Here is a 20,487-nt window from a genome sequence, read left to right as displayed (position 1 = left end):
CGCGGGCCGGTATCCCTCTCCGCCGTGCCCGCGTCACCTGCCTTATCCGCAATCAGCGGAATACGTTCACCGCCTCCACCAACCGCGTCGCCTGCTGCTTCAGGCTCTCCGACGCCGCCGTGCTCTGCTCGACGAGCGCCGCGTTCTGCTGCGTGATGTTGTCCAGATGCACGACCGCCTGGTCGACCTGCGCGACGCCCGTGCTCTGCTCGGCCGTCGACGAGCTGATTTCCGCGATCAGACCGGACACGCGCTTCACCTGCGTGACGATGTCCTCCATCGTCCGGCCCGCCTCGTCCACGCGCCGCGCGCCCGACTCCACCCGCTCGACGCTCGCGCCGATCAGCGTCTTGATCTCCTTCGCCGCGTTCGCGCTGCGCTGCGCGAGCGCGCGCACCTCGCCTGCGACCACCGCGAAACCACGACCCTGCTCGCCCGCGCGTGCGGCCTCGACCGCCGCATTCAGCGCGAGGATGTTGGTCTGGAACGCGATGCCGTCGATCACGCCGATGATGTCGGCAATCTTGCGCGAACTCTCGGTGATCTCGCTCATCGTCGCGACGACCTCGCTCACCGCCTGCCCGCCACGCTCGGCCGCGTCGCTCGCGGAAACGGACAACCGATTCGCCTGCAGCGCCGTTTCCGCATTGCTCGACACGGTGGCCGTCATTTCCGCCATCGACGCGGCGGTCTGCTGCACGCTGGACGCGGCCTGCTCGGTACGCGCGCTGAGGTCGTTGTTGCCTTGCGCGATCTCGTTGCTCGCGCGCTGCACGTTGTGCACCTGCTCGCTGACGTCGTCGACGAGCCAGCGGAACATCAGCCCGAGCTGGTTGATCGTGCGCAGCGTCATGCCGATCTCGTCGACGCGATTCATCCGCACGCCGCGCCGGCTCTCGCCGGTCGCGACGTTCAGCGCCTGCTCGTGCAGCCGCTTCAGCGGTTGCACGATCTGCGCATCGAGCCACCAGCCGGCGGCGGCCGCCACGCCGATCGTCACACCGGCAAACGCCGCGAGCCCGTTGCCGGTCAGCCCGCAGGCCCAGCCCGCGCCGACGATCGCCGGCGCCAGCACACACGATGCCGAATGAACGCGCGCACGCACCGACATCGTCTGCGGCAGCGACGCGATCCGCAGCAGCCCGGTGCGGATGACGAGCCCCTTGTGGAACCGGCGCCGACCGTTCTTGCCTTCGCGAAACGCGCGATACAGCGCGTCCGCGGCCTGGGTCTCGTCGCGCGTCGCCTTCGTGCGCACCGACATGTAGCCCTTCGGCTGCCCGTTGCGCATCACCGGAATCGCGTTCGCGCGCACCCAGTAATGGTCGCCGTTCTTGCGGCGGTTCTTCACGAGCGCGGTCCACGGCTCGCCGCGCCTGAGCGTCGCCCACATGTCGGCGAACGCCTCCTTCGGCATGTCCGGATGACGCACCACGTTGTGCGGCTGGCCGACGAGGTCCTCGTTCGAGAACCCGCTCACCTGCGCGAACGTCGTGTTCGCGTAGGTGATGACGCTGTCGGCATCGGTCGTCGACATCAGTGTGACGTCGTCGGGAAAATCGAATTCCTGTTGAGTAACGGGCTGGTTGTTGCGCATGCAAGGCTCCGAAAGGCGGATCTGTCGTCCGCATCGCGCTGAAATCGCGCTCAGTAGCCGAAAAACGGTTGATCGCTTTACGACACTCTCGTCCTTTGTCGGCAATGCACCGGGAAACCTTAATCCTGTCGCGCATCATGCATGCAATTCCGCCATTACCATGATTTCGATCAAATATTCCGGCGATAATCGCGGCACGTGTTTATCGACTTGTCACAACGCGCCGCCCGGCGTGCCGATGCCGGCATCCGTTGCGCGCGGCGAAACGATTTGACTTATCCTGCTCCATTCCACCGGAATTCGAATTCGATGAAAAAGGCATTGCACGAACTGAATCGGTTGTCCTGGAATAAGGCGACGGTCGCGCATAACAGCCATAAAGGCGATCAGGCTGCATTTTTCCGCAATGGCGGCTCGACGCTGTTTCCGGAAGAACGCGAACTGCTCGGCGATCTCGCGGGTCTGCGGCTCTTGCACCTGCAATGCAACGCGGGGCAGGACACGCTGAGCCTCGTGCGCGAGGGCGCGGACGCAACCGGCGTCGACATCTCCGACGAGGCGATCGACTTCGCGCGGCAACTGTCGGCCGACGCGGGCCTTCCCGCGCGATTCGAGCGCGCCGACGTACTCGACTGGATGCCCGAAGCCGCCGCGCGCGGCGAGCGCTTCGATCGCGTGTTCACGTCGTACGGAGCGATCTACTGGCTGTCGGACCTGACCGCATGGGCGCACGGGATCGCCTCGCTGCTCGCACCGGGCGGCCGCTTCGCGATGGTCGAGTTCCATCCGTTCTCGCTGTATTTCGACGAACACTGGCAGCCGCACTACGACTACTTCAAGGACGACGCGACCGAGGAACCCGCAGGCGTCGGCGATTACGTCGCGGCGTCCGGCACGGGGCTCGGCGCGCAACACGACCGCCCGGGCATCGTCGATTTCGCGAACCCGCATCCGAGCTACGAGTTCATGTGGGGCATCGGCGACGTGGTGAATGCACTGATATCGGCCGGTCTCGCGATCGATCGCTTGACCGAATATCCGTACGCGAACGGCTGGAAGGGCTTCGACGGCATGCGCGAGCTGGACGGCCGCCGGATGGTGCCGCCCGAAGGCATGCCGCGGTTGCCGTTGATGTACGCAATCGCCGCGCACCGGGTGGCCGCATGACGCGCCGCACTGCCGCCGCGCGCGACGCGCTGTCGGCCCGCCTGCTGGCCCGCGACGACGTGCCGCTCGTGTGGACCATCGACCGGCGTGAAATCATCGAACACCTGTACGTGCTGCGCGACGGCGCGCTGCATCTCGTGCCCGAGTTCTACGACGTGGCCGGCTGGCCCGACGGCGAAGCCGAGCACTACACGCCGATCCTGCTCGACTGTCACGACCGCGGCGGCTGGTTTCTCGGGCGGTTCGACGGCACGCGGCTCGTTGCGGCCGTCGTCGTCGACAGCCGGCCGCTCGGCCCGCGGCGCGACATGCTGCAGTTGAAGTTCCTGCACGTGAGCCACGATTGGCGCGGTTGCGGGCTCGGCGAACAGCTCTATCGCGCGGCGCAGGCGCAGGCACGCACGATGGGCGCCGAGCGTCTGTACGTGTCGGCCACGCCGTCGCAGCGCACGATCGACTTCTACCTGCGGCTCGGCTTCACGGTCAGCGCGGCGCCCGATCCCGAGCTTTACGCACTCGAGCCCGAAGACATTCACCTCGAAGGGCCGACGGCGTGACCGCCCGGCATGCGGATGAAGCGTAGAATTTTGCGCGCCGCCACAGCCCCATCAGTTGCCGTCAGCACGTCACGGAGCGCGACATTGAACGACGACCCGCCACAGCCCGCCACGCCGAAGATCCTCGTCAGCATGTGCGTGGTCGGCCATCCGGTCCGTTACAACGGCTCGGCGAAAACCGCCGCGCACGAGGCGCTCGAACGGTGGCAACGCGAAGGGCGTCTCGTGGCCGTCTGCCCGGAGCTGGCGGGCGACCTCGGCGTGCCGCGCCCGCCTGCCGAGATCGCCGGCGGCGCATCGGGGCAGCAGGTGCTCTCGGGTCACGCACGCATCGTCGACGTGGACGGCACCGACGTGACGGCCCCGTTCGTGGCCGGCGCGCAGACCGCGCTGGCCCTCGCGCAGGCACACGGCTGCCGCTTCGCGATCCTCGCCGATGGCAGTCCCTCGTGCGGCAGCACGTTCATTTACGACGGAAGTTTCGAGAGCCGGCGGCACGCGGGCGCCGGCGTCACGGCGGCGCTGCTGCGCGCGCATGGCATCGAGGTGTTCGCGGACACCGAGATCGACGCGCTCGACGCGCGGCTCAGGCAGCTGTCGCCAGCCGGTTAACGACGATGGGCGGCACGAGACATCTCGTGCCGCCCATCGTGGCGGAAACGGCGCGGCGGTAAAGCGGCGCGTATCCGGCCGCTTCACCCCATCGCGCCGGTCAGACGCGTTCGATCGCGATCGCGATGCCCTGACCGACGCCGATGCACATCGTGCACAGCGCAAAGCGGCCGTTCGTGCGATGCAACTGGTACATCGCTGTCGTCACGAGGCGCGCACCCGATGCGCCGAGCGGGTGACCGAGCGCAATCGCACCGCCGTTCGGGTTCACGCGGGGATCGTCGTCGGCGACGCCGAGCATGCGCAGCACCGCGAGACCCTGCGACGCGAACGCTTCGTTTAGCTCGATCACGTCGAACTGGTCGATCGTCATCCCGAGCCGCGCGAGCAGCTTCTGCGTGGCCGGCGCGGGGCCGATGCCCATCACGCGCGGCGCGACGCCGGCCGTCGCGATCCCCAGCACGCGGGCGCGCGGCGTCAGGCCGAAGCGCTTCGCGGTTGCCTCGTTCGCCAGCAGCAGCGCGGCGGCGCCGTCGTTGACGCCCGACGCGTTGCCGGCCGTGACCGAGCCGTCCGGGCGCACGACGCCCTTCAGCTTCGCGAGCGCTTCGAGCGACGTTTCGCGCGGATGCTCGTCACGCGACACGACCACGGGATCGCCCTTCTTCTGCGCAATCGTGACCGACACGATTTCCTCGGCGAGCGTACCGTCCTGCTGCGCACGCGCGGCCTTCTGCTGGCTGCGCAGCGCGAACAGGTCCTGATCCGCGCGGCTGACGTGGTAATCGACTGCGACGTTCTCGGCCGTCTCCGGCATCGAATCGACGCCATACAGCTGCTTCATCAGCGGATTGACGAAACGCCAGCCGATCGTCGTATCGTAGATGTCGGCCTGGCGCGCGAATGCGCTCGCGGCCTTGCCCATCACGAACGGCGCACGCGTCATGCTCTCGACGCCGCCCGCCACCATCAGCGCGGCTTCGCCCGACTTGATCGCGCGCGCGGCCACGCCGACCGCATCCATTCCGGAGCCGCACAGGCGGTTGATCGTCGAACCGGGTACGCCCTCCGGCAGGCCCGCCAGCAGCGCCGACATGCGCGCGACGTTGCGGTTGTCCTCGCCGGCCTGGTTCGCGCAGCCGTAGATCACGTCGTCGATCGCCGTCCAGTCGACGTCGCGGTTGCGCTCGACGAGCGCCTTGAGCGGCACCGCGCCCAGATCGTCGGCGCGCACGCCGGACAGTGCACCGCCGTAACGCCCGATCGGCGTACGAATCGCATCACACAGAAAAGCTTCGGTCATCAGTGTCTCCGGTCCCGTGAAAGGCTGGGAAATGAACGGGGCGCCCCCTTGCATTGCCCGCCGGGATGCGCTTAAATGTTCTATATACGAACATAAGATCGTGTATCGAACGTTCAACGCATCATAGGGAGTGCAGGGACGACCTGTCAAGGGCGCGGTCCGCCGTGCGGTTGGCGTGTCGGGCCCCTTGCGCTATCTTCTCGGCTGCACGACATTCCAGGCGCTCATGACAACCGACGATATTCAAACGAAACCCGGCGACTCCTATGTGCAGTCGTTCGCGCGCGGCCTCGCGGTGATCCGCGCATTCGACGCGGCGCGCCCGGAGCAGACGCTCACCGAGGTCGCGTCGGCCACCGGCCTCACGCGCGCGGGCGCGCGCCGGATCCTGCTCACGCTGCAGACGCTCGGCTACGTCGAGGCCGACGGCCGGCTGTTCCGGCTCACGCCGAAGATCCTCGAGCTCGGCTTCGCGTACCTGACGTCGATGCCGTTCTGGAATCTCGCCGATCCGGTGATGGAGCAGTTGTCCGCGCAGATCCACGAAAGCTGCTCGGCCGCGGTGCTCGACCGCACCGAGATCGTCTACGTGCTGCGCGTGCCGACCCGCAAGATCATGACGATCAACCTGTCGATCGGCAGCCGGCTGCCCGCGTACTGCACGTCGATGGGCCGCGTGCTGCTGTCCGCGCTCGACGACGCGACGCTCGACGAAACGCTCGCGCAAAGCGGGATCCGCGCGCATACGCCGCGCACGATCACCGACATCGGCGAACTCAAGGCGACAATCGCGCAGGTGCGCCAGCAAGGCTGGGCCGTGGTCGACCAGGAACTCGAGGTGGGCTTGATGTCGATCTCCGCGCCGATCCGCAACCGGCGCGGGCAGGTGATCGCCGCGATGAACATCAGCGGCAACGCACAGCGGCATACCGCGAAGCAGATGGTGAAGGAGTTTCTCGGGCCGCTGCAGCAGGCCGCGCAGACGGTATCGGAGCTGGTGGCGCGGCGCGGCTGAGCGATCGTTCGCCCGGCGAACCGGCAAGACGGGGATGGAGGGATCGCGTGGCGCGAAGCGGATAAAAAGACGGGCGGCATGCGCCGCCCGCTCAACTCTCTGACTCTGTTTGCAACGTCCTTCTCACGGAACACGGAGCGCGCTCCGCATCGCCCAATTTAGGAGCGCGGCAACGCCCGGTCAATTTGACGAGAACGAAATTGCACGGCGCATTTCGGACACCGCGCGCAACCGGCACCGCTCACGCACCCAGCAGCATCCCCGTTCGCACCGGCACCGTGCCGGTCACGCGCCCGAGCGGCGCACCGGCCGTCACGAAACGGATCGCGCGCCGCATGTAGAACACGCCATCGGTCGCGCTCGAGATCGTCGTGACCGCATCCGTCAGCGGATCGACGATGTCGAACAGCGGATCGCCCGCACGGATCGTCGCGCCGATCGCCGCACGGTGCACGAGAATCCCGCTCACCGGCGCGTAAAACTGCTCGCTGCCCGCAAGCGGCGTGGCCGGCGCGGCCAGCGGTGGCAGCGGCGCACGTTCGCCGCGCACCGCGCCGCACCACACGAGATAGTCGACGAGCGCGTCGGCGTCGCGTTGCGCATAGTCGTACGTCACGTCGCGCTGGCCGCGGCACTCGACGGTCACGGCCACGGTGCCGGCGGCCATCGGCGTGCCCTCCGGCAAATGCGCGCGCAATCGCGACCACAGCAGGTGATGCGCGTCGTCGAACGCATGGCCGCCCGAATCCTCGGCGAGCAGCGACACCTCCGCACCGAGATAACGCGCGAGCGGCTCGACGTCCGGCCACGCGGTATCGCTCGTGTATACGTGCATCACCGCTTCGAGCGAGCAATGCAGGTCGATCACGACGTCGGCGTCGTGCGACAGCTTCAGCAGCGCAAGCTGCAGCGCATCGAATTCGGTGCGCGGCGCGATGTCGTCGAGCGCCGCGCCGACGCATTCGCGCACGATCGCGCGATTGCGCGCGCCGTCGCCGCCCAGCCGGTTGCGCGCCCGCGCGGCGATCTCCGCGAGCGGCAGGAAGCCGCGATTGAAGTTGCGGCCGCTCGCGAGGTCGAAACGGCCGATGAACTGCCCGAGCAGATGATGATTGAGACCGACCGGGTTCGACACCGGCACGAGCACGACTTCGGCCGCGAGCCGGCCTGCGGCGTCGAGCTGCGCGAGGCGCTGCTTCAGCACGACCGCCGCGAGCATCGCCGGCGTCTCGTCCGCGTGCAACGCGGCCTGCAGGTAGATCTTGCGGCCGCTGCCGGCCGGCCCGAAATGGAAGCTCGTCAGCGTGCGCTGCGTGCCGATCGACGGCGACAGGAGCGGCGTGGTGCGAATCTGCATCGATGGTCTCGAACGGATGAAAACGGGGAATCGGAACGACGGGCCTGCACGGCGCTCAGTCGCCGTACGGATTGAAATCGAAATACTGCTTCGCGATCCGGTCGTACGTACTGTCCTTCAGCATCGACGCGATCGCGCCGTCGATCGACGCCTTGAGCGCGGTATCCGACTGCCGCACGCCGATGCCGACGCCGCGATCGCCCATGTCGAGCGGCGCGCCGACGAATGCGAAGCCCTTGCCGCGCGGCTGGCGCAGGAACCCGTAGTCGACTTCCACGGTGCCGAGCAGCGCCGCGTCGAGGCGGCCGTTCACGAGATCGGCGAACACGTCGTCCTGGCTCTTGTACGGCACCACGCCGACGCCGGTCGGCGCCCAGTGCGCAAGCGCCCACGATTCGAACTGCGTGCCCGACTGCACGCCGACGCGCTTGCCGGCCAGCGACGCCGCCGTGCCGTCGAGCCCGCTGCCGGGCCGCGCGACGAGCCGCGACTTGAAGCGGAACAGCTTCGACGAGAACAGGATCTGTTTCTCGCGCTTCGCGGTGATCGCCATCGACGACAGGATCGCGTCGATCTTGCGCGCCTGCAACGCGGGGATCATCCCGGAGAATTCGAGCTCGACCCACTGGCAGCGCAACTGCGCGCGGCGGCAGATCTCGTTGCCGAGATCGACGTCGAAGCCTTTCAGGCTGCCGTCGGGCGCTTTCGCATCCATCGGCGGATAGGTCGGGTCGATGCCGAGCCGCACCACGTGCGCGTCGAGCGCAAACGCGGACGTGGCCGTCAGGCCAATGCACAGGGAAACGAGCGGGACGAGGAGACGTTTCATGGTCGACGATGGGCAGGTAGCGGGACGAACGGCATGCGCCGGACTGCCTGCGATCGTAGGGGCCGCCGGCTGCCGCCGGAACCATCGGCTGACTTATCATGATCGGTATTTCCGATCACCGGCCTCGCAGCTTCCCATGGCGTTCACGCTGTCCCAGCTCCGCATCTTCCAGGCCGTCGTCGAGCACGGCAGCCTGCGCGCGGCCGCACGCGCGCTCGGTCTCGCGCAAAGCGGCGTCTCGCAGCAACTGCAGGGCCTCGAGGCGACGCTCGGCGCGACGCTGTTCACGCGCACCAATCGCGGGATCGTGCCGACGGCCGTCGGCCAGCGGCTGCTCGCGCGCTCCGGTTCGATCCTCGGCGAATGCGACCAGGTCGAGCGGGAAATTCGTCAGTTGAGCGGCGCCTACGAAGGCACCGTCACGCTCGGCCTCGTGACCGAGCCGCTGATCGACGCGTTCGCGCCGGTGCTGACCGCGTTCCGCGCGCGCTTCGACAAGGTGGACGTGCACCTGCGCACCGGCACGTCGCGGATGATGATCGGCTGGCTGCGCGAAAGCGCGGTCGATTTCGCGATCGCGCTGGTCGCGAAGCAGACCGACACGACCGATCTCGCGGTCACGCCGCTGCGCACGTCGGCGCCGGTGGTCGTCTGCCGCAACGGGCACCCGGCGATGCATGCGCGATCGCTCGCCGAGCTGGCCGGCCACGCGTGGGTGTCCACGCGCTCGCCGAACCTGAGCGCCGACCCGGTCGTCAACCGGCTGCTCGCGTACTTCGACGCGCACGGCCAGCCGCCGCCGAAGATTCTCGCGACCGTCGAAGGGATGTTCGAGACGCTGCAGATCGTCACGCAGACCGATTCCCTCGCGCTCGAAACCGAAGCGATCACGCGGCACGGGCCGTTCGCCGGCGCGCTCGTGAAAGTGCCGGTGCGCGAACGGGCCGAAGCGCAGGACGTCTGCCTGCTGCAGCGCGCGGCCGTACCGCTGACGCCGGCCGCGCAGGAACTCGCGACGATGCTCGCGTCGTATCTGAGGGTGGTGAGCGGACGGTAAGCGCATACGGCCGCGCGCGCCGCCCGCATCGCGCCTCGCGCGTCAGTCCAGCGATTCGCGCGCGGTCTCGCGCAGCATCGCGACCGCGATCAGCGACAGCACCACGCACGCGGCCACGTAGCCCGCCGGTGCGAGCTTGCTGCCGGTCGTCTTCACGAGCCAGGTCGCGATCAACTGCGCGGTGCCGCCGAAGATCGTCACCGCGAGCGCATACGCGATCGAGATGCCCGTCGCCCGCACGTGGCGCGGCAGCGACTCGCACATCAGCGCCATTTCCGATGCGGAGCCGAGCGAATAGAACAGCAGCATCAGCGCGGTCAGCGGCAGGATCACCGACAGCGTCGGATGATGGTTCATCAGCCAGAACGCGGGAAACAGCAGCGCGACCAGCACGCCGCGGCCGACGAAGATCGGCAGGCGCCGGCTGCCGAGCTTGTCCGACAGCCAGCCGAACAGCGGGCACGTGACCAGCATCACGCAGCCCGACGCGACCCCGACGAACATCGACAGCTTCATCGGCAGGCCGAGCGTGTGGATCGCGTAGGTCGGCATGTAGAACGTCAGGATGTAGGTCGACACCGTGCCGCCCATCACCGTGAGCATCAGCAGCAGCACCGTGCGCGCGTGCTTCGAGAACAGCTCGTGCAGCACGCCGCGCTCGATGCCGTGATGGCGGTCGCCGGGCGCGTCGTCCGCGAGCCGGCGACGCAAAAACATCCCGACCGGCGCGATCAGCACGCCGACGAGGAACGGCAGCCGCCAGCCCCAGCCTTCCAGCGCGTCCTTCGTCATCGTGTTCGACAGCAGCGCCGCGAACCCCGAGCCCATCAGCGCGGCACCGCCTTGCGTCGCGAGCTGCCAGCTCGCGCGGAACCCGCGGCGCGACGTGCCGCCCTGTTCGAGCAGCGTCGACGTCGCCGCGCCGAATTCGCCGCCTTGCGAGAAGCCCTGCAGCAACCGCGCGAACACCACGAGCAGCGGCGCGGCCACGCCCACCTGCGCATAGGTCGGCGCGATCGCGATCAGGCCGGTGCCGAGCGCCATCAGCATGATCGTCAGGTTCAGCGCGGCCTTGCGCCCCTTGCGGTCGGCATAGACGCCCAGCACGACGCTGCCGAGCGGCCGCGTGAAGAAGCCGGCGGCGAACGTCGCGACCGACAGCAGCAGCGACGTGGTCGGGTCGCTCGACGGGAAGAACAGCTTGCCGATCAGCACCGCGAAGAAGCCGTACACGGTGAAATCGAAGAATTCCAGCCAGTTGCCGATCACGGCCGCGGCGATCGCGCCGCGCCGCGTGACGGCAGGCGCGCCGGGCGCCCCGGCTTCAGCGGCGCCCGGCGACGCGGGGTGCAGCGCGAGATGGTCTTTCTGCATCGCTCTCCTCTCCTCTCAATGCGGCCGGAAGCGCCGGCTGCGCGCCGCCGTTGCGATCACTGCCCGAGGTAACGCTCGACGAGGCGCGTCCAGAACGCGGCGCCGATCGGCAGGTTGCGATCGTTGAAGTCGTATTTCGGGTTGTGCACCATGCAGCCGTCCTCGCCTTCGCCGTTGCCGAGCCGCACGAACGAGCCGGGCCGCTGCTGCAGCATGAATGCGAAATCCTCGCTGCCCATCAGCAGGTCGGCCTGCTCGACCACGTGCGCATCCCCGACGAGTTCGCGCGCGACCTGCGCGGCGAAATCCGTTTCGGCATCCGTATTGACGACGACCGGATAGCCTTCGATGTACTCGACGTTCGCGGTCGCGCCGTAGCTCGCAGCCTGCGTTTCGGCCAGCTCGGTGATGCGGCGCTTGAGCAGCGCGCGCACGTCGGGGCTGAACGAACGCACGCTGAGTTCGAGGCGCGCGCCGTTCGGAATCACGTTGTTCGCGGTGCCCGCGTGCATCGAGCCGACCGTGACCACCGCCGGCTGCGACGGGTCGACGTTGCGCGCGACTATCGTCTGCAGCGCCATCACGATGCTCGCCGCGACCACCACCGGGTCGACGGTCAGATGCGGCCGCGCCGCGTGGCCGCCGACGCCTTCGATCGTGACGATCGCCTTGTCGCCCGCCGACATGAACGGGCCGCGCCGCGTGAGGAAGACGCCGGGCGCCGCGCCCGGATGGTTGTGCATGCCGAACACGGCGTCGCACGGGAAACGCTCGAACAGGCCGTCGTCGATCATCTTCTTCGCGCCGCTGTCGACGCCGTGCTCTTCCGCCGGCTGGAAATACAGGTGCACGGTGCCCGAGAAGTTGCGCGTCTTCGCGAGATGCTGCGCGGCGCCGAGCAGCATCGTCGTGTGGCCGTCGTGGCCGCATGCGTGCATCTTGCCGTGCGTGCCGCTCGCATACGGCAGGCCGGTCGCCTCGACGATCGGCAGCGCATCCATGTCCGCGCGAATGCCGATGCTGCGCGCGCCGTCGCCCACCCGCAGCGTGCCGACGACGCCCGTCTTGCCGACCCCGCGCGTCACCTGCCAGCCCCATTGCTCGAGCTTGTCCGCGACGAGCGCGGCCGTGTCGTGCTCTTCGTACGCGAGTTCGGGATGGTGATGGATGTGGTGACGGATCTCGCGCAGCCCGCCTGCGGCGGGCATCAGATCCTCGACTTCGGTGAATCGGGTAGCGGTGGTCATCAAGGGGCTCCTGCCGTTCGTCTGCGCACGCGGGGGATGCGTGCGGGAAAGCGAGCCACTATAGCGAGCCGATATCCGCGCAATAAGATGCGGAATTTTTCACCGCGATAAGGTTTTTTAATCAGGGTTAATACGGGGGCGTCGGTCCGGTGTGGCTTTCGATCGGATAGGGATACAGGCTCACGATGGATAGCCCGTACACCCAGTCGAAAACGGCTTTCCACCCTGACCGGAAGCCCGACCCGGCAAGTGGCGCCGCCCTTTCATCGCGTGCCGCGGCGAAGGATGTATCGCAATCGCTTCAAGCCTCGGCCGCCGACGTGACCAACATGTCGATCAAATTGCGGGACGCGGCCGACAAGCGGCGATGCGGCGCGTAGACGACCGAAAACGGCCGTGTGCGCCCGCGCAGATGGGGTAACACTTCGACGAGATTTCCGGCCCGGATCCGATCCTCAACGATGAAGTCGTAGGTCTGGCAGATACCGCCGCCACTCTGCGCCATCGACACGACACCGAGCACATCGTCGGACACCGCGACGTTCGAAGCCGGCAGCCAATCGATGTCCCGATCGCCGTCACGGAATACCCAGGGCGCGATACGGCCGCTGCTGGGCAGCATGAACGGCAAACAAAGATGGTGCTCCAGGTCGGCCACGTTTGCGGGCGTGCCGGCGTGGGCGACGTACTCGGGCGACGCGACAAGGCACAGCGCCGCATCCTCGAGCTTGCGCGCGACCAGACCGCTGTCCGGTAATTCGCCCAGACGAATCGCCAGGTCGAAACCTTCGGCCACGAGATCCACGTTCCGGTTCGCGATGTTCAACTCCACGCGAACGTGCGGGTGTTCCCGCGTGAACCGTCGAAGCAGCGGCGGCAGACGATAGTGCCCGTACGTCGTCGGTACGCTCAGCCGGACATGGCCGGTCAAGGTACCGCCGTGCCCCTGAATGGCCCGCTCGGCGTCATCGATCAGCAAAAACGCCGCGCGCGATTGCTCCAGATAGAGCCTGCCGTGCTCCGTCAGGCTCAACCGCCGCGTGGAACGACGCAGCAACTGCGTGCCCAGCCGGGCTTCCAGACGGGTGATGGCCCGGCTCAACACGGACGGCGTGCTGCCCAATGCCACCGCGCCGGCCGTCATCGAGCCTTTTTCGACCACCGTCACGAACGCTTCCACGTCACCGAGATGGTCGAATTTGCGCGCCATCTTGTCCTCCAAAGAACAAAAGATTTACTTTCGCGCGAGTTTATCTCCGCTGGCGAGCCAAATAAAGTGCGTGCGTCGTGACTGCATCGCCGAGTCACCCATTGAAATCCAGGAGCACAGCATGAATGGCCAACATCGCGACCGGCAGGATCTGTCGGTTCTATTCGTACTCACGAGCCACGCGAAGAAAGGCTCGACCGGCGAGCCGACCGGTTTCTATCTCGGCGAAGTGACGCATCCGCTGGCCGAATTGGACGCCGCCGGCATTCCCGTCGAATTCGCGTCCATTCAGGGCGGCGAACCGCCGGTCGACGGGCTGGATCTCGACGACGAAATCAACGCGCGCTATTGGCGCGATGCCGCTTTCCGCGATGCATTGCGCCATACGCAGCGGCTGGGCGAGGTCGATGCGTCGAAATATGCGGCGGTCTTCTTTGCCGGCGGTCATGGCGCAATGTGGGATTTTCCCGGCAATGCCGACGTGGAAAAGGTGACGCGCACGATCCATGAAGCGGGTGGCGTGGTCGGCGCCGTCTGTCACGGCCCGGCCGCACTGGTCGACGTGAAGCTCGACGACGGGACATATCTCGTCGCCGGCAAGAATCTGAGCGCATTCACGGACGAAGAAGAACGGGCGGTCCAGCTCGATCGCGTCGTCCCCTTCCTGCTCGCGAGCACCTTGAAGCAGCGTGGCGCACTTCACGATCCCGCGCCGAACTGGACCGCGAAGGTCGTCGTCGACGGACGGCTCGTGACTGGCCAGAACCCGCAGTCGGCTTCCGGCGTAGGCGCCGCGATGCGTCATCTGTTGCTCACCCGTTCACGACAAGCCTGAAACTTCCCGATGGAGAAAACGATGTATTCGATGCGCAAGCTCGCCGTGGCGGCACTGCTCGCCATGGCCGCGTACGGCGCTCACGCGGCCAACGTGCTCGTGGTGTTGTCGGATTCCGATCACCTCGACCTGAAGGATGACAAGGTCTTCGCGACGGGCTTCTACCTGAACGAACTGATGCAGCCCGTGAAGGCGCTGCTCGATGCCGGCCATCAGGTGACCTTCGCCACGCCGCAGGGCAAGGCGCCGACGCTGGACGTCACGTCGGCCGACAAGATGTACTTCGGCGGCGACGACCACGCGATGCGCGACTACCGGGCCTTGCTCGACCGGCTACACATCACGTCGCGCGAGCATTCGCCGGTGATCAGCCTGGCTCGGGTGGAGCAGATCGGTTACGGGCACTTCGACGCCGTCTATGTTCCCGGCGGCCATGCGCCGATGCAGGACCTGTCGACCAGCCCCGCCGTGGGCAGATTGCTGGCCGACTTTCACGCGCGCGGCAAGACCACGGCGCTCGTTTGCCATGGCCCGATCGCGCTGCTGTCGACCCTGCCCGATGCGCCCGGCTTTGCACGAAAGCTCGCGGCGGGAAACGCAGGCGACGGCGACACGAAATGGATCTACGCCGGTTACCGGATGACGGTGATCAGCAACGCGGAAGAAGAGCAAGCCAAAGGGCTGCTCGGCGGCGGCGCGATGAAGTTCTATCCGCAGACTGCATTGCAACGCGCGGGCGGCATTTATAGCAGTAACGAGGTGCCGTTTACCGCGCACGTGGTGACCGACCGCGAATTGATCACCGGACAGAATCCGGCGTCGGCGCTGGACGTCGCCGGCGAAATACTGAAGCGGCTCAAGTAAGCCGTGCAATCGACCGGCAATGCCGGTTCGTCGATGAGTCAAGGAGAAGCAAACCGTGGATCTGCAACTTGAAGGAAAAACCGCGATCGTCACCGGCGCCACTGCCGGCATCGGCATGGCGATTGCGCGAACGCTGGCCGCGGAAGGCGTCGCGGTCACGATCACGGGGCGGCAACGTGACAAGCTCGACGCGGCCGTGGCCGAGCTTTCCGCTAGCGCGCAGCGTGGCAACGTCCGCGGCATCGTCGCCGACGTGAGCAACGACCGAGGTGTCGCGGAACTGATCGATGCCCAGCCGGACACGGATATTCTCGTGAACAATCTCGGCTACTACGAAGCGAAGCCGTTCGCGGAGATCACCGATGACGACTGGCTGCGAATGATCGACGTCAACGTGATGTCGGGTGTCAGGCTGTCACGTCATTACTTTCCTCGCATGCTTGCGAAGAACTGGGGGCGTGTGATCTTCATGTCCAGCGAAGTCGGCGCATTCACACCGCCGGACATGGTGCACTACGGTGTCAGCAAATCGGCTCAACTCGCGGTCTCGCGCGGAATGGCCGAACTGACGAAGGGAACCGGCGTGACCGTCAACAGCGTACTGCCATCCGCCACGCGATCCGAAGGCATCGTCGCCTATCTTCGGCAAACCGCGCCACGGCCCGATATGACCGATGCGGAAATCGAATCGCACTTCTTCGACACGTATCGTCCAAGCTCGCTGATTGCCCGCATGATCGAGGCCGACGAGATTGCCGCGATGGTGGCGTTGCTGGCCAGTCCTCTTGGCGCGGCATCCAATGGCGCCGCGGTGCGCGTCGAGGGCGGCACCTACCGCTCGATTCTCTGAGATAGTCGCGAAGCGCATCTACGCCCGCCGATACCATCGAAGGACAGCCCGGACATTCGTGTAAAAGACAAGGTCTCCCGGATAGGCGCGCAACGCGGCGGCCTCGTCAAGCTCACCCTCTCGTGCGCGACTTGCTTCGGCGAGTGACAGGAAGCGGGCGCTGCGTCGATGGCCGCGGCGACTGCCTGGCGATCCTGACGTGCACGCGTCCGTCTTCGATCGGCCGCCGCGCGCCCCGGCGCAACGGCGGCGCGGCACACCCGCCGCCGCCGCCGACGCCGCGGCCACCTCGCCCCTACTCGACCTGCTTCAACGCTTGCAGCCCGTCCGGCAGCATCGCATCCGGAAACTGCGTGGACAGCGTCGCATCGCGCCACCGCGCCGCCTCTTCCGCGCGCTGCCGCTCCGCCTGCTCGCAGACGAACAGCGCATCGCCGCCGAGCAGCAGGCGCATCGGCACGTCGTCGCGACGGGACAGCTCGACGATCAGCGCCGCGATCCGGGCGGGATCGCCGACCTCGTGGCCGCCATACGCGCCGAGCAGGTCGAGAATCTTTCCGACCGACGGCCGATAGTCCGGCAGCAGATCGTCGATCCCGCGCTTCGCCCGCGCGGCCCATTCGGTACGCATCCCGCCCGGTTCGAGCGTGCACACGCGCACGCCGAACGGCGCGACTTCCTTCGCGAGCACGTCGCTGAACCCGCCGACCGCCCACTTCGCGGCCTGGTACGCGGACAATCCCGGCGTCGACGTCCGCCCGCCGACCGACGACACCTGGAAGATGTGCCCCGCGCGCTGCGCACGCATCGTCGGCAACACCGCGCGCGTCAGATTGATCACGCCGAACAGGTTCGTTTCGATCTGGTCGCGAAAGACGTCGGCGCCCGTCTGCTCGAACGGCGCCGTGTGGCCGTAGCCCGCGTTGTTCACCAGCACGTCGATGCGCCCGAACGCGGCGCGTGCCGCGGCGACGGCTTGCGCGGCTGCCGCTTCGTCGGTGACGTCGAGTTCGACCGGCAGCAGCCGGTCGCCATGACGCTCGGCCAGATCGGCCAGTCGCGCCGGATCGCGCGCGCCGGCCACCAGCCGGTCGCCGGCTGCCAGCACCGCTTCCGCAATCGCTCGCCCCAGGCCGCGTGCGGCCCCCGTTACCAACCAGACTTTCGACATTTTCCGCTCCTTGATCGTGATGAAACGACGAAAATGAATGATTACTCACTCATTAATATGGGCGACGTAGCAGCCCTTGCGGACTACATCGCCCTCCCTGAAACGCTCTGCCGGTCGTCGCAGCACGCGACGCCACGACGGCGATCCTCGACTCACACCGCGCGCAACACGGCCCACAACGCGCGAAACCCCGCTTCCCGGTAGGCATCGGCCCGCGCCGGATCGCGTGCGATGGACTCCATCGCGGTTTCCGCGATCGACGTAAACAACGCCGAGCAGAACGCATGCGCTTCGTCCCGGTTCAGCGCGCCCGACGCGGCGACCTGCTCGCGCAGCAGCGTGCCGATCGCGCCGAAGCCTTCCGCGCCGGCCGCGCGATGCGCGTGGTCGATGCGCCCGCTCACGCCCAGTTGCTGCAGCGCGCGCCGGCCGTCCGGATTCGCGATGCCCCACGACACATAGCCGTTCCACGCATGTCGCACGGCCTGCTCGGCCGGCGCGCGCTCCGGAAACCCGGCCATCATCGCTTCGCGCAAGTCGGCCTTCAGGCTCAGATACAGTGCGTTCAGCAACGCATCCTTGGTCTCGAAGTACGTGAACACCGTGCCTTCCGCCACGCCGGCGAGCCGCGCGATGCGTGCGGTCGTCGCGGTTGCGCCGTCCTCGGCGAGCGCGCGCGCGGCCGCGGCGAGGATGGCTTCGTGCTTGTCGGGACTGCGCGGTCGGGCCACGTTCGATTCCTTTAATGAGTGAGCGCTCAATCATAATCAACCCGACGTCGAGAATGCAAGCCCTGTTACATCCGGGGGAACGCATACGCAATCCATCAAAACGGTGCACTATTAGCGTTTTGCCGTACCGGCGCCGGCCATCCGGCGCCCGATGCCCTCGACGTTCGTTTCACGTTCACCGTTTCAAACCGCGAACCTCCCATGACGAATCAGCCTTCCCAGACCGCGGCCGACCGGCCCGTCGACATGATCATCTTCGGCGGCGGCGGCGACCTCGCCGCCCGCAAGCTGTTGCCCGCGCTGTACATGGCGCACCTGCACTGCAATCTTCCGCCCGAGACGCGCATCATCGCCGTCGGCCGCCGCGACTGGGGCATCGACGGCTACCGCAAGTTCATGGACGAGCAGTCGCGCCCGTTCATCGACGAGAAGGCGTTCGACGCCGACGCGTGGAGCCGCTTCCTCGACCTGTTCAAGTACGTGCTGATCGACGTGAACGCGCCGGACGACTACCGGCGGCTCGCCGAAGCGGCACGTAGCGACGCGATCCGCGTGTTCTACCTGTCGACGTCGCCGGAGCTGTTCACGACGATCTGCGACAACCTGTCGGCCGCGCACCTCGTCGACGCGCATTCGCGCGTCGTCCTCGAAAAGCCGCTGGGCCACGATCTCGCGTCCGCGAAGGCGATCAACGACGCGGTCGGCAAGCACTTCGAGGAATCGCAGATCTACCGGATCGACCATTACCTCGGCAAGGAAACCGTGCAGAACCTGATGGTGCTGCGCTTCGGCAACCCGATCTTCGGGCCGCTGTGGCAAGCGCCGAGCATCCGCAGCGTGCAGATCACGGTCGCGGAAACGGTCGGCGTCGGCAGTCGCGCGGGCTTCTACGACCACACCGGCGCGCTGCGCGACATGGTGCAGAACCACCTGCTGCAACTGCTGTGCATCGTCGCGATGGAGCCGCCCGTGTCGCTCGACCCGGACGCGGTGCGCGACGAGAAGCTGAAGGTGCTGCGCTCGCTGCGGCCGATGTCGCTGTCGGACGTCGCGCGCGACACGGTGCGCGGCCAGTACACGGCCGGCGCGGTCGACGGCCAGCCGGTCAAGGGCTATCTCGAGGAAGACAACGTGCCGGCGGACAGCCGCGCGGAAACCTTCGTCGCGCTGCGCGCGTACATCAACAACTGGCGCTGGGCGAACGTGCCGTTCTTCCTGCGCACCGGCAAGCGGCTGCAGCGCCGCCAGTCGGAAATCGTGATCGAGTTCGCGGACATGCCGTTCTCGATCATCCCGACCGGCCCGCGGCACTACAGCAACCGCCTCGTGATCCAGCTTCAGCCGGAAGAGTCGATCCAGTTGCAGATGCTCGCGAAGGAGCCGGGTAGCGGGATGAACATGGTGCCGGTGAGCCTGAACCTCGACCTGCAGCAGGCGATCCCGGAGCGGCGCGCGGAAGCGTACGAACGGCTGCTGATCGACGTGATCCGCGGCCGCCTCACGCACTTCATGCGCCGCGACGAGCTCGAAGCGGCGTGGTCGTGGGTCGAGCCGATCCTCGACGGCTGGAAGCAGCTCGGCGACCGGCCGCGCCTGTACACGGCCGGCACGTTCGGGCCCGCGGCCTCGTCGGCGCTGCTCGCGCGCGACGGGATGTCGTGGGCCGAAGAGGCGTAGGCGCAGCCCGACGGCGCGCCGCCGCGCGGCACGCCCGTTGCCGGCCGGGGCCGCGCCGCCTGGGCCGCGTCGCTACGGCGGCAGCAGCCACGTGGCCTTGCGCCGAGCCGGCGCATCGCGCCCGCTGCCGGCGCCGAGCATCTCGATCATGTAATCGACGAACGACGCGATCCGCGACGAGATCGCGGTGTTCCGGTAATACACCGCGTTGATCGGCTGCTCGACCTCGAGCGTCTGCCGCGCGAGCACCTGCACGAGCCGCCCGGCCTCGCGATCCTGCGCGGTCACGAAATCCGACAGGCACACGACGCCCGTGCCCTCCAGCGCGAGCTGCCGCAGCGTCTCGCCGCTCGACGACCAGACGTCGGGCTCGATGCGGTAAGGCTCGCCGTCCGTGCCGAGAATCGGCCATACGTTCAGCGATTCGGGCTGCGTGAAGCCGAGCAGCGTGTGCTTCGCGAGATCCTCGACCTTGCGTGGCTGGCCGTGCGCTTCGATGTAGGCGGGGCTCGCGAGCATGCGCACCCGGCTGTTGCCGATGCGTCGGCTATGCAGCGTCGAATCCTTCAACCGGCCGATCCGGATCGCGACGTCGGTGCGCCGCTCCAGCAGGTCGGTGATGCCCTCGTTGCTGTTCAATTCCAGCTCGACCTTCGGAAAGCGTTCGCGGTAGCCGCGCACGAGCGGCACGATCACGTGCAGCATGAACGGCGTCGCGGCGTCGACGCGCAGGCGTCCGGACGGCATCTCGCGCCGCGCGAGCATCTGTTCTTCCGCACTCTCGACCGATTCGATGATCGCGCGCGCGTCCTGCAGGAATGCGCGCCCTTCCTCGGTCAGTTCGAGCCGCCGCGTGGTCCGGCGCAGCAGCGTGGTCTTCAGCTTCTCCTCGAGCCGCGCGAGCGTGCGGCTCGTCGCCGACACGGTGAGGTCGAGGTGCTGGGCGGCGGCCGTGATCGAACCGGTGTCGACCACGGCGATAAAGGCCTGGAGTTCGTCGAGGGTGGTCTTCATTGTTGATTTGAAATCAAAAC

At 67.3% G+C, this 20,487-nt stretch carries 20 protein-coding genes; 10 read left to right on the top strand and 10 right to left on the bottom strand.

Going from position 1 to position 20,487, the window contains the following annotated elements:
* Nucleotides 1-52 precede the first annotated feature (52 nt).
* Nucleotides 53-1,597 (bottom strand): PAS domain-containing methyl-accepting chemotaxis protein, encoded by a 1,545-nt coding sequence (locus WT24_RS09955; RefSeq protein WP_060033123.1) that lies wholly within the window; start codon nt 1,595-1,597, stop codon nt 53-55.
* Between WT24_RS09955 and WT24_RS34265 the strand changes: the two genes are divergently transcribed.
* From WT24_RS34265 to WT24_RS09940, 4 genes are all read left to right on the top strand, one after another.
* Nucleotides 1,596-1,871, top strand: a complete 276-nt coding sequence (locus WT24_RS34265; protein ID WP_156440575.1) for a hypothetical protein — start codon at nt 1,596-1,598, stop codon at nt 1,869-1,871. The two genes, WT24_RS09955 and WT24_RS34265, sit on opposite strands and share 2 nt — an antisense overlap.
* Nucleotides 1,872-1,906: 35 nt before the next feature.
* Entirely contained in the window at nt 1,907-2,764 is an 858-nt protein-coding gene (locus tag WT24_RS09950; RefSeq protein WP_060033120.1) for a bifunctional 2-polyprenyl-6-hydroxyphenol methylase/3-demethylubiquinol 3-O-methyltransferase UbiG, read from the top strand.
* Nucleotides 2,761-3,321 (top strand): GNAT family N-acetyltransferase, encoded by a 561-nt coding sequence (locus tag WT24_RS09945; protein WP_059499403.1) that lies wholly within the window; start codon nt 2,761-2,763, stop codon nt 3,319-3,321. The genes WT24_RS09950 and WT24_RS09945 overlap by 4 nt, the downstream gene beginning before the upstream one ends.
* A gap of 84 nt (nt 3,322-3,405) precedes the next feature.
* The gene (locus tag WT24_RS09940) at nt 3,406-3,933 is read left to right on the top strand and encodes a DUF523 domain-containing protein (RefSeq protein ID WP_082742145.1); all 528 of its coding nucleotides are present in this window, start codon (nt 3,406-3,408) and stop codon (nt 3,931-3,933) included.
* A 100-nt stretch (nt 3,934-4,033) separates the two neighbouring features.
* Here WT24_RS09940 and pcaF read toward each other — a convergent pair whose 3' ends face one another.
* Complete coding sequence (gene pcaF / locus WT24_RS09935; protein WP_059499405.1) at nt 4,034-5,236, bottom strand: 3-oxoadipyl-CoA thiolase; 1,203 nt, start codon at nt 5,234-5,236, stop codon at nt 4,034-4,036.
* 226 nt (nt 5,237-5,462) lie between these two features.
* Between pcaF and WT24_RS09930 the strand changes: the two genes are divergently transcribed.
* Complete coding sequence (locus WT24_RS09930) at nt 5,463-6,251, top strand: IclR family transcriptional regulator (protein WP_059499406.1); 789 nt, start codon at nt 5,463-5,465, stop codon at nt 6,249-6,251.
* Nucleotides 6,252-6,492: 241 nt separating this feature from the next.
* Here the strand turns inward: WT24_RS09930 and WT24_RS09925 are convergent, their stop codons facing one another.
* Together WT24_RS09925 and WT24_RS09920 are read right to left on the bottom strand one after the other, a co-directional pair.
* Nucleotides 6,493-7,608: a succinylglutamate desuccinylase/aspartoacylase family protein gene (locus WT24_RS09925; protein ID WP_060033117.1), complete on the bottom strand. Its 1,116-nt coding sequence runs from the start codon at nt 7,606-7,608 to the stop codon at nt 6,493-6,495.
* 55 nt (nt 7,609-7,663) lie between these two features.
* Entirely contained in the window at nt 7,664-8,437 is a 774-nt protein-coding gene (locus WT24_RS09920) for a transporter substrate-binding domain-containing protein (protein WP_060033114.1), read from the bottom strand.
* Between the two features lie 136 nt (nt 8,438-8,573).
* On the opposite strand from WT24_RS09920, the gene WT24_RS09915 reads away from it, so the two are divergent.
* Nucleotides 8,574-9,494: a LysR family transcriptional regulator gene (locus WT24_RS09915; RefSeq protein WP_060033111.1), complete on the top strand. Its 921-nt coding sequence runs from the start codon at nt 8,574-8,576 to the stop codon at nt 9,492-9,494.
* Between the two features lie 42 nt (nt 9,495-9,536).
* Here WT24_RS09915 and WT24_RS09910 read toward each other — a convergent pair whose 3' ends face one another.
* From WT24_RS09910 to WT24_RS09900, 3 genes are all read right to left on the bottom strand, one after another.
* Nucleotides 9,537-10,868, bottom strand: a complete 1,332-nt coding sequence (locus WT24_RS09910; RefSeq protein ID WP_059499410.1) for an MFS transporter — start codon at nt 10,866-10,868, stop codon at nt 9,537-9,539.
* 56 nt (nt 10,869-10,924) lie between these two features.
* Nucleotides 10,925-12,115: a M20 aminoacylase family protein gene (locus WT24_RS09905; protein ID WP_060033108.1), complete on the bottom strand. Its 1,191-nt coding sequence runs from the start codon at nt 12,113-12,115 to the stop codon at nt 10,925-10,927.
* A gap of 301 nt (nt 12,116-12,416) precedes the next feature.
* Entirely contained in the window at nt 12,417-13,325 is a 909-nt protein-coding gene (locus tag WT24_RS09900) for a LysR family transcriptional regulator (RefSeq protein ID WP_060033104.1), read from the bottom strand.
* 121 nt (nt 13,326-13,446) lie between these two features.
* Here WT24_RS09900 and WT24_RS09895 point away from each other — a divergent pair, with 121 nt between their 5' ends.
* From WT24_RS09895 to WT24_RS09885, 3 genes are read left to right on the top strand one after another with little or no spacing between them, the layout of a single operon-like run.
* Nucleotides 13,447-14,160: a type 1 glutamine amidotransferase domain-containing protein gene (locus WT24_RS09895; RefSeq protein ID WP_060033100.1), complete on the top strand. Its 714-nt coding sequence runs from the start codon at nt 13,447-13,449 to the stop codon at nt 14,158-14,160.
* Nucleotides 14,161-14,190: 30 nt separating this feature from the next.
* Nucleotides 14,191-15,024 (top strand): type 1 glutamine amidotransferase domain-containing protein, encoded by an 834-nt coding sequence (locus WT24_RS09890; protein ID WP_257127461.1) that lies wholly within the window; start codon nt 14,191-14,193, stop codon nt 15,022-15,024.
* 55 nt (nt 15,025-15,079) lie between these two features.
* On the top strand, nt 15,080-15,874 hold the full coding sequence (locus tag WT24_RS09885) for an SDR family NAD(P)-dependent oxidoreductase (protein ID WP_060033097.1): 795 nt from the start codon (nt 15,080-15,082) through the stop codon (nt 15,872-15,874).
* 295 nt (nt 15,875-16,169) lie between these two features.
* Here the strand turns inward: WT24_RS09885 and WT24_RS09880 are convergent, their stop codons facing one another.
* Entirely contained in the window at nt 16,170-17,045 is an 876-nt protein-coding gene (locus WT24_RS09880) for an SDR family NAD(P)-dependent oxidoreductase (protein ID WP_060033093.1), read from the bottom strand.
* Between the two features lie 152 nt (nt 17,046-17,197).
* Nucleotides 17,198-17,776 carry a TetR/AcrR family transcriptional regulator gene (locus WT24_RS09875; protein ID WP_060033090.1) on the bottom strand — a complete coding sequence of 193 codons (579 nt, stop codon included), beginning with the start codon at nt 17,774-17,776 and terminating at the stop codon, nt 17,198-17,200.
* A gap of 201 nt (nt 17,777-17,977) precedes the next feature.
* On the opposite strand from WT24_RS09875, the gene zwf reads away from it, so the two are divergent.
* On the top strand, nt 17,978-19,453 hold the full coding sequence (zwf, locus tag WT24_RS09870) for a glucose-6-phosphate dehydrogenase (protein ID WP_059499417.1): 1,476 nt from the start codon (nt 17,978-17,980) through the stop codon (nt 19,451-19,453).
* A gap of 72 nt (nt 19,454-19,525) precedes the next feature.
* Here zwf and WT24_RS09865 read toward each other — a convergent pair whose 3' ends face one another.
* Nucleotides 19,526-20,467 (bottom strand): LysR family transcriptional regulator, encoded by a 942-nt coding sequence (locus WT24_RS09865; protein ID WP_060033087.1) that lies wholly within the window; start codon nt 20,465-20,467, stop codon nt 19,526-19,528.
* Between the last annotated feature and the right edge of the window lie 20 nt (nt 20,468-20,487).

The organism is Burkholderia sp. MSMB1078WGS (genome assembly GCF_001528895.1).
Lineage (GTDB): Bacteria > Pseudomonadota > Gammaproteobacteria > Burkholderiales > Burkholderiaceae > Burkholderia.
Note: the sequence above shows the minus strand (reverse complement) of the source record. Positions and strands in the feature narration are given on the sequence as shown.

Coding starts and splice junctions, on each gene's coding strand:
- WT24_RS09950 (WP_060033120.1), top strand. CDS start 1,907: ATGAAAAAGGCATTGCACGAACTGAATCGGTTGTCCTGGAATAAGGCG.
- WT24_RS09955 (WP_060033123.1), bottom strand. CDS start 1,597: ATGCGCAACAACCAGCCCGTTACTCAACAGGAATTCGATTTTCCCGAC.
- pcaF (WP_059499405.1), bottom strand. CDS start 5,236: ATGACCGAAGCTTTTCTGTGTGATGCGATTCGTACGCCGATCGGGCGT.
- WT24_RS09920 (WP_060033114.1), bottom strand. CDS start 8,437: ATGAAACGTCTCCTCGTCCCGCTCGTTTCCCTGTGCATTGGCCTGACG.
- WT24_RS09925 (WP_060033117.1), bottom strand. CDS start 7,608: ATGCAGATTCGCACCACGCCGCTCCTGTCGCCGTCGATCGGCACGCAG.
- WT24_RS09880 (WP_060033093.1), bottom strand. CDS start 17,045: ATGTCGAAAGTCTGGTTGGTAACGGGGGCCGCACGCGGCCTGGGGCGA.
- WT24_RS09910 (WP_059499410.1), bottom strand. CDS start 10,868: ATGCAGAAAGACCATCTCGCGCTGCACCCCGCGTCGCCGGGCGCCGCT.
- WT24_RS09900 (WP_060033104.1), bottom strand. CDS start 13,325: ATGGCGCGCAAATTCGACCATCTCGGTGACGTGGAAGCGTTCGTGACG.
- WT24_RS09930 (WP_059499406.1), top strand. CDS start 5,463: ATGACAACCGACGATATTCAAACGAAACCCGGCGACTCCTATGTGCAG.
- WT24_RS09915 (WP_060033111.1), top strand. CDS start 8,574: ATGGCGTTCACGCTGTCCCAGCTCCGCATCTTCCAGGCCGTCGTCGAG.
- WT24_RS09865 (WP_060033087.1), bottom strand. CDS start 20,467: ATGAAGACCACCCTCGACGAACTCCAGGCCTTTATCGCCGTGGTCGAC.
- WT24_RS09905 (WP_060033108.1), bottom strand. CDS start 12,115: ATGACCACCGCTACCCGATTCACCGAAGTCGAGGATCTGATGCCCGCC.
- WT24_RS34265 (WP_156440575.1), top strand. CDS start 1,596: ATGCAAGGCTCCGAAAGGCGGATCTGTCGTCCGCATCGCGCTGAAATC.
- WT24_RS09890 (WP_257127461.1), top strand. CDS start 14,191: ATGCGCAAGCTCGCCGTGGCGGCACTGCTCGCCATGGCCGCGTACGGC.
- zwf (WP_059499417.1), top strand. CDS start 17,978: ATGACGAATCAGCCTTCCCAGACCGCGGCCGACCGGCCCGTCGACATG.
- WT24_RS09895 (WP_060033100.1), top strand. CDS start 13,447: ATGAATGGCCAACATCGCGACCGGCAGGATCTGTCGGTTCTATTCGTA.
- WT24_RS09945 (WP_059499403.1), top strand. CDS start 2,761: ATGACGCGCCGCACTGCCGCCGCGCGCGACGCGCTGTCGGCCCGCCTG.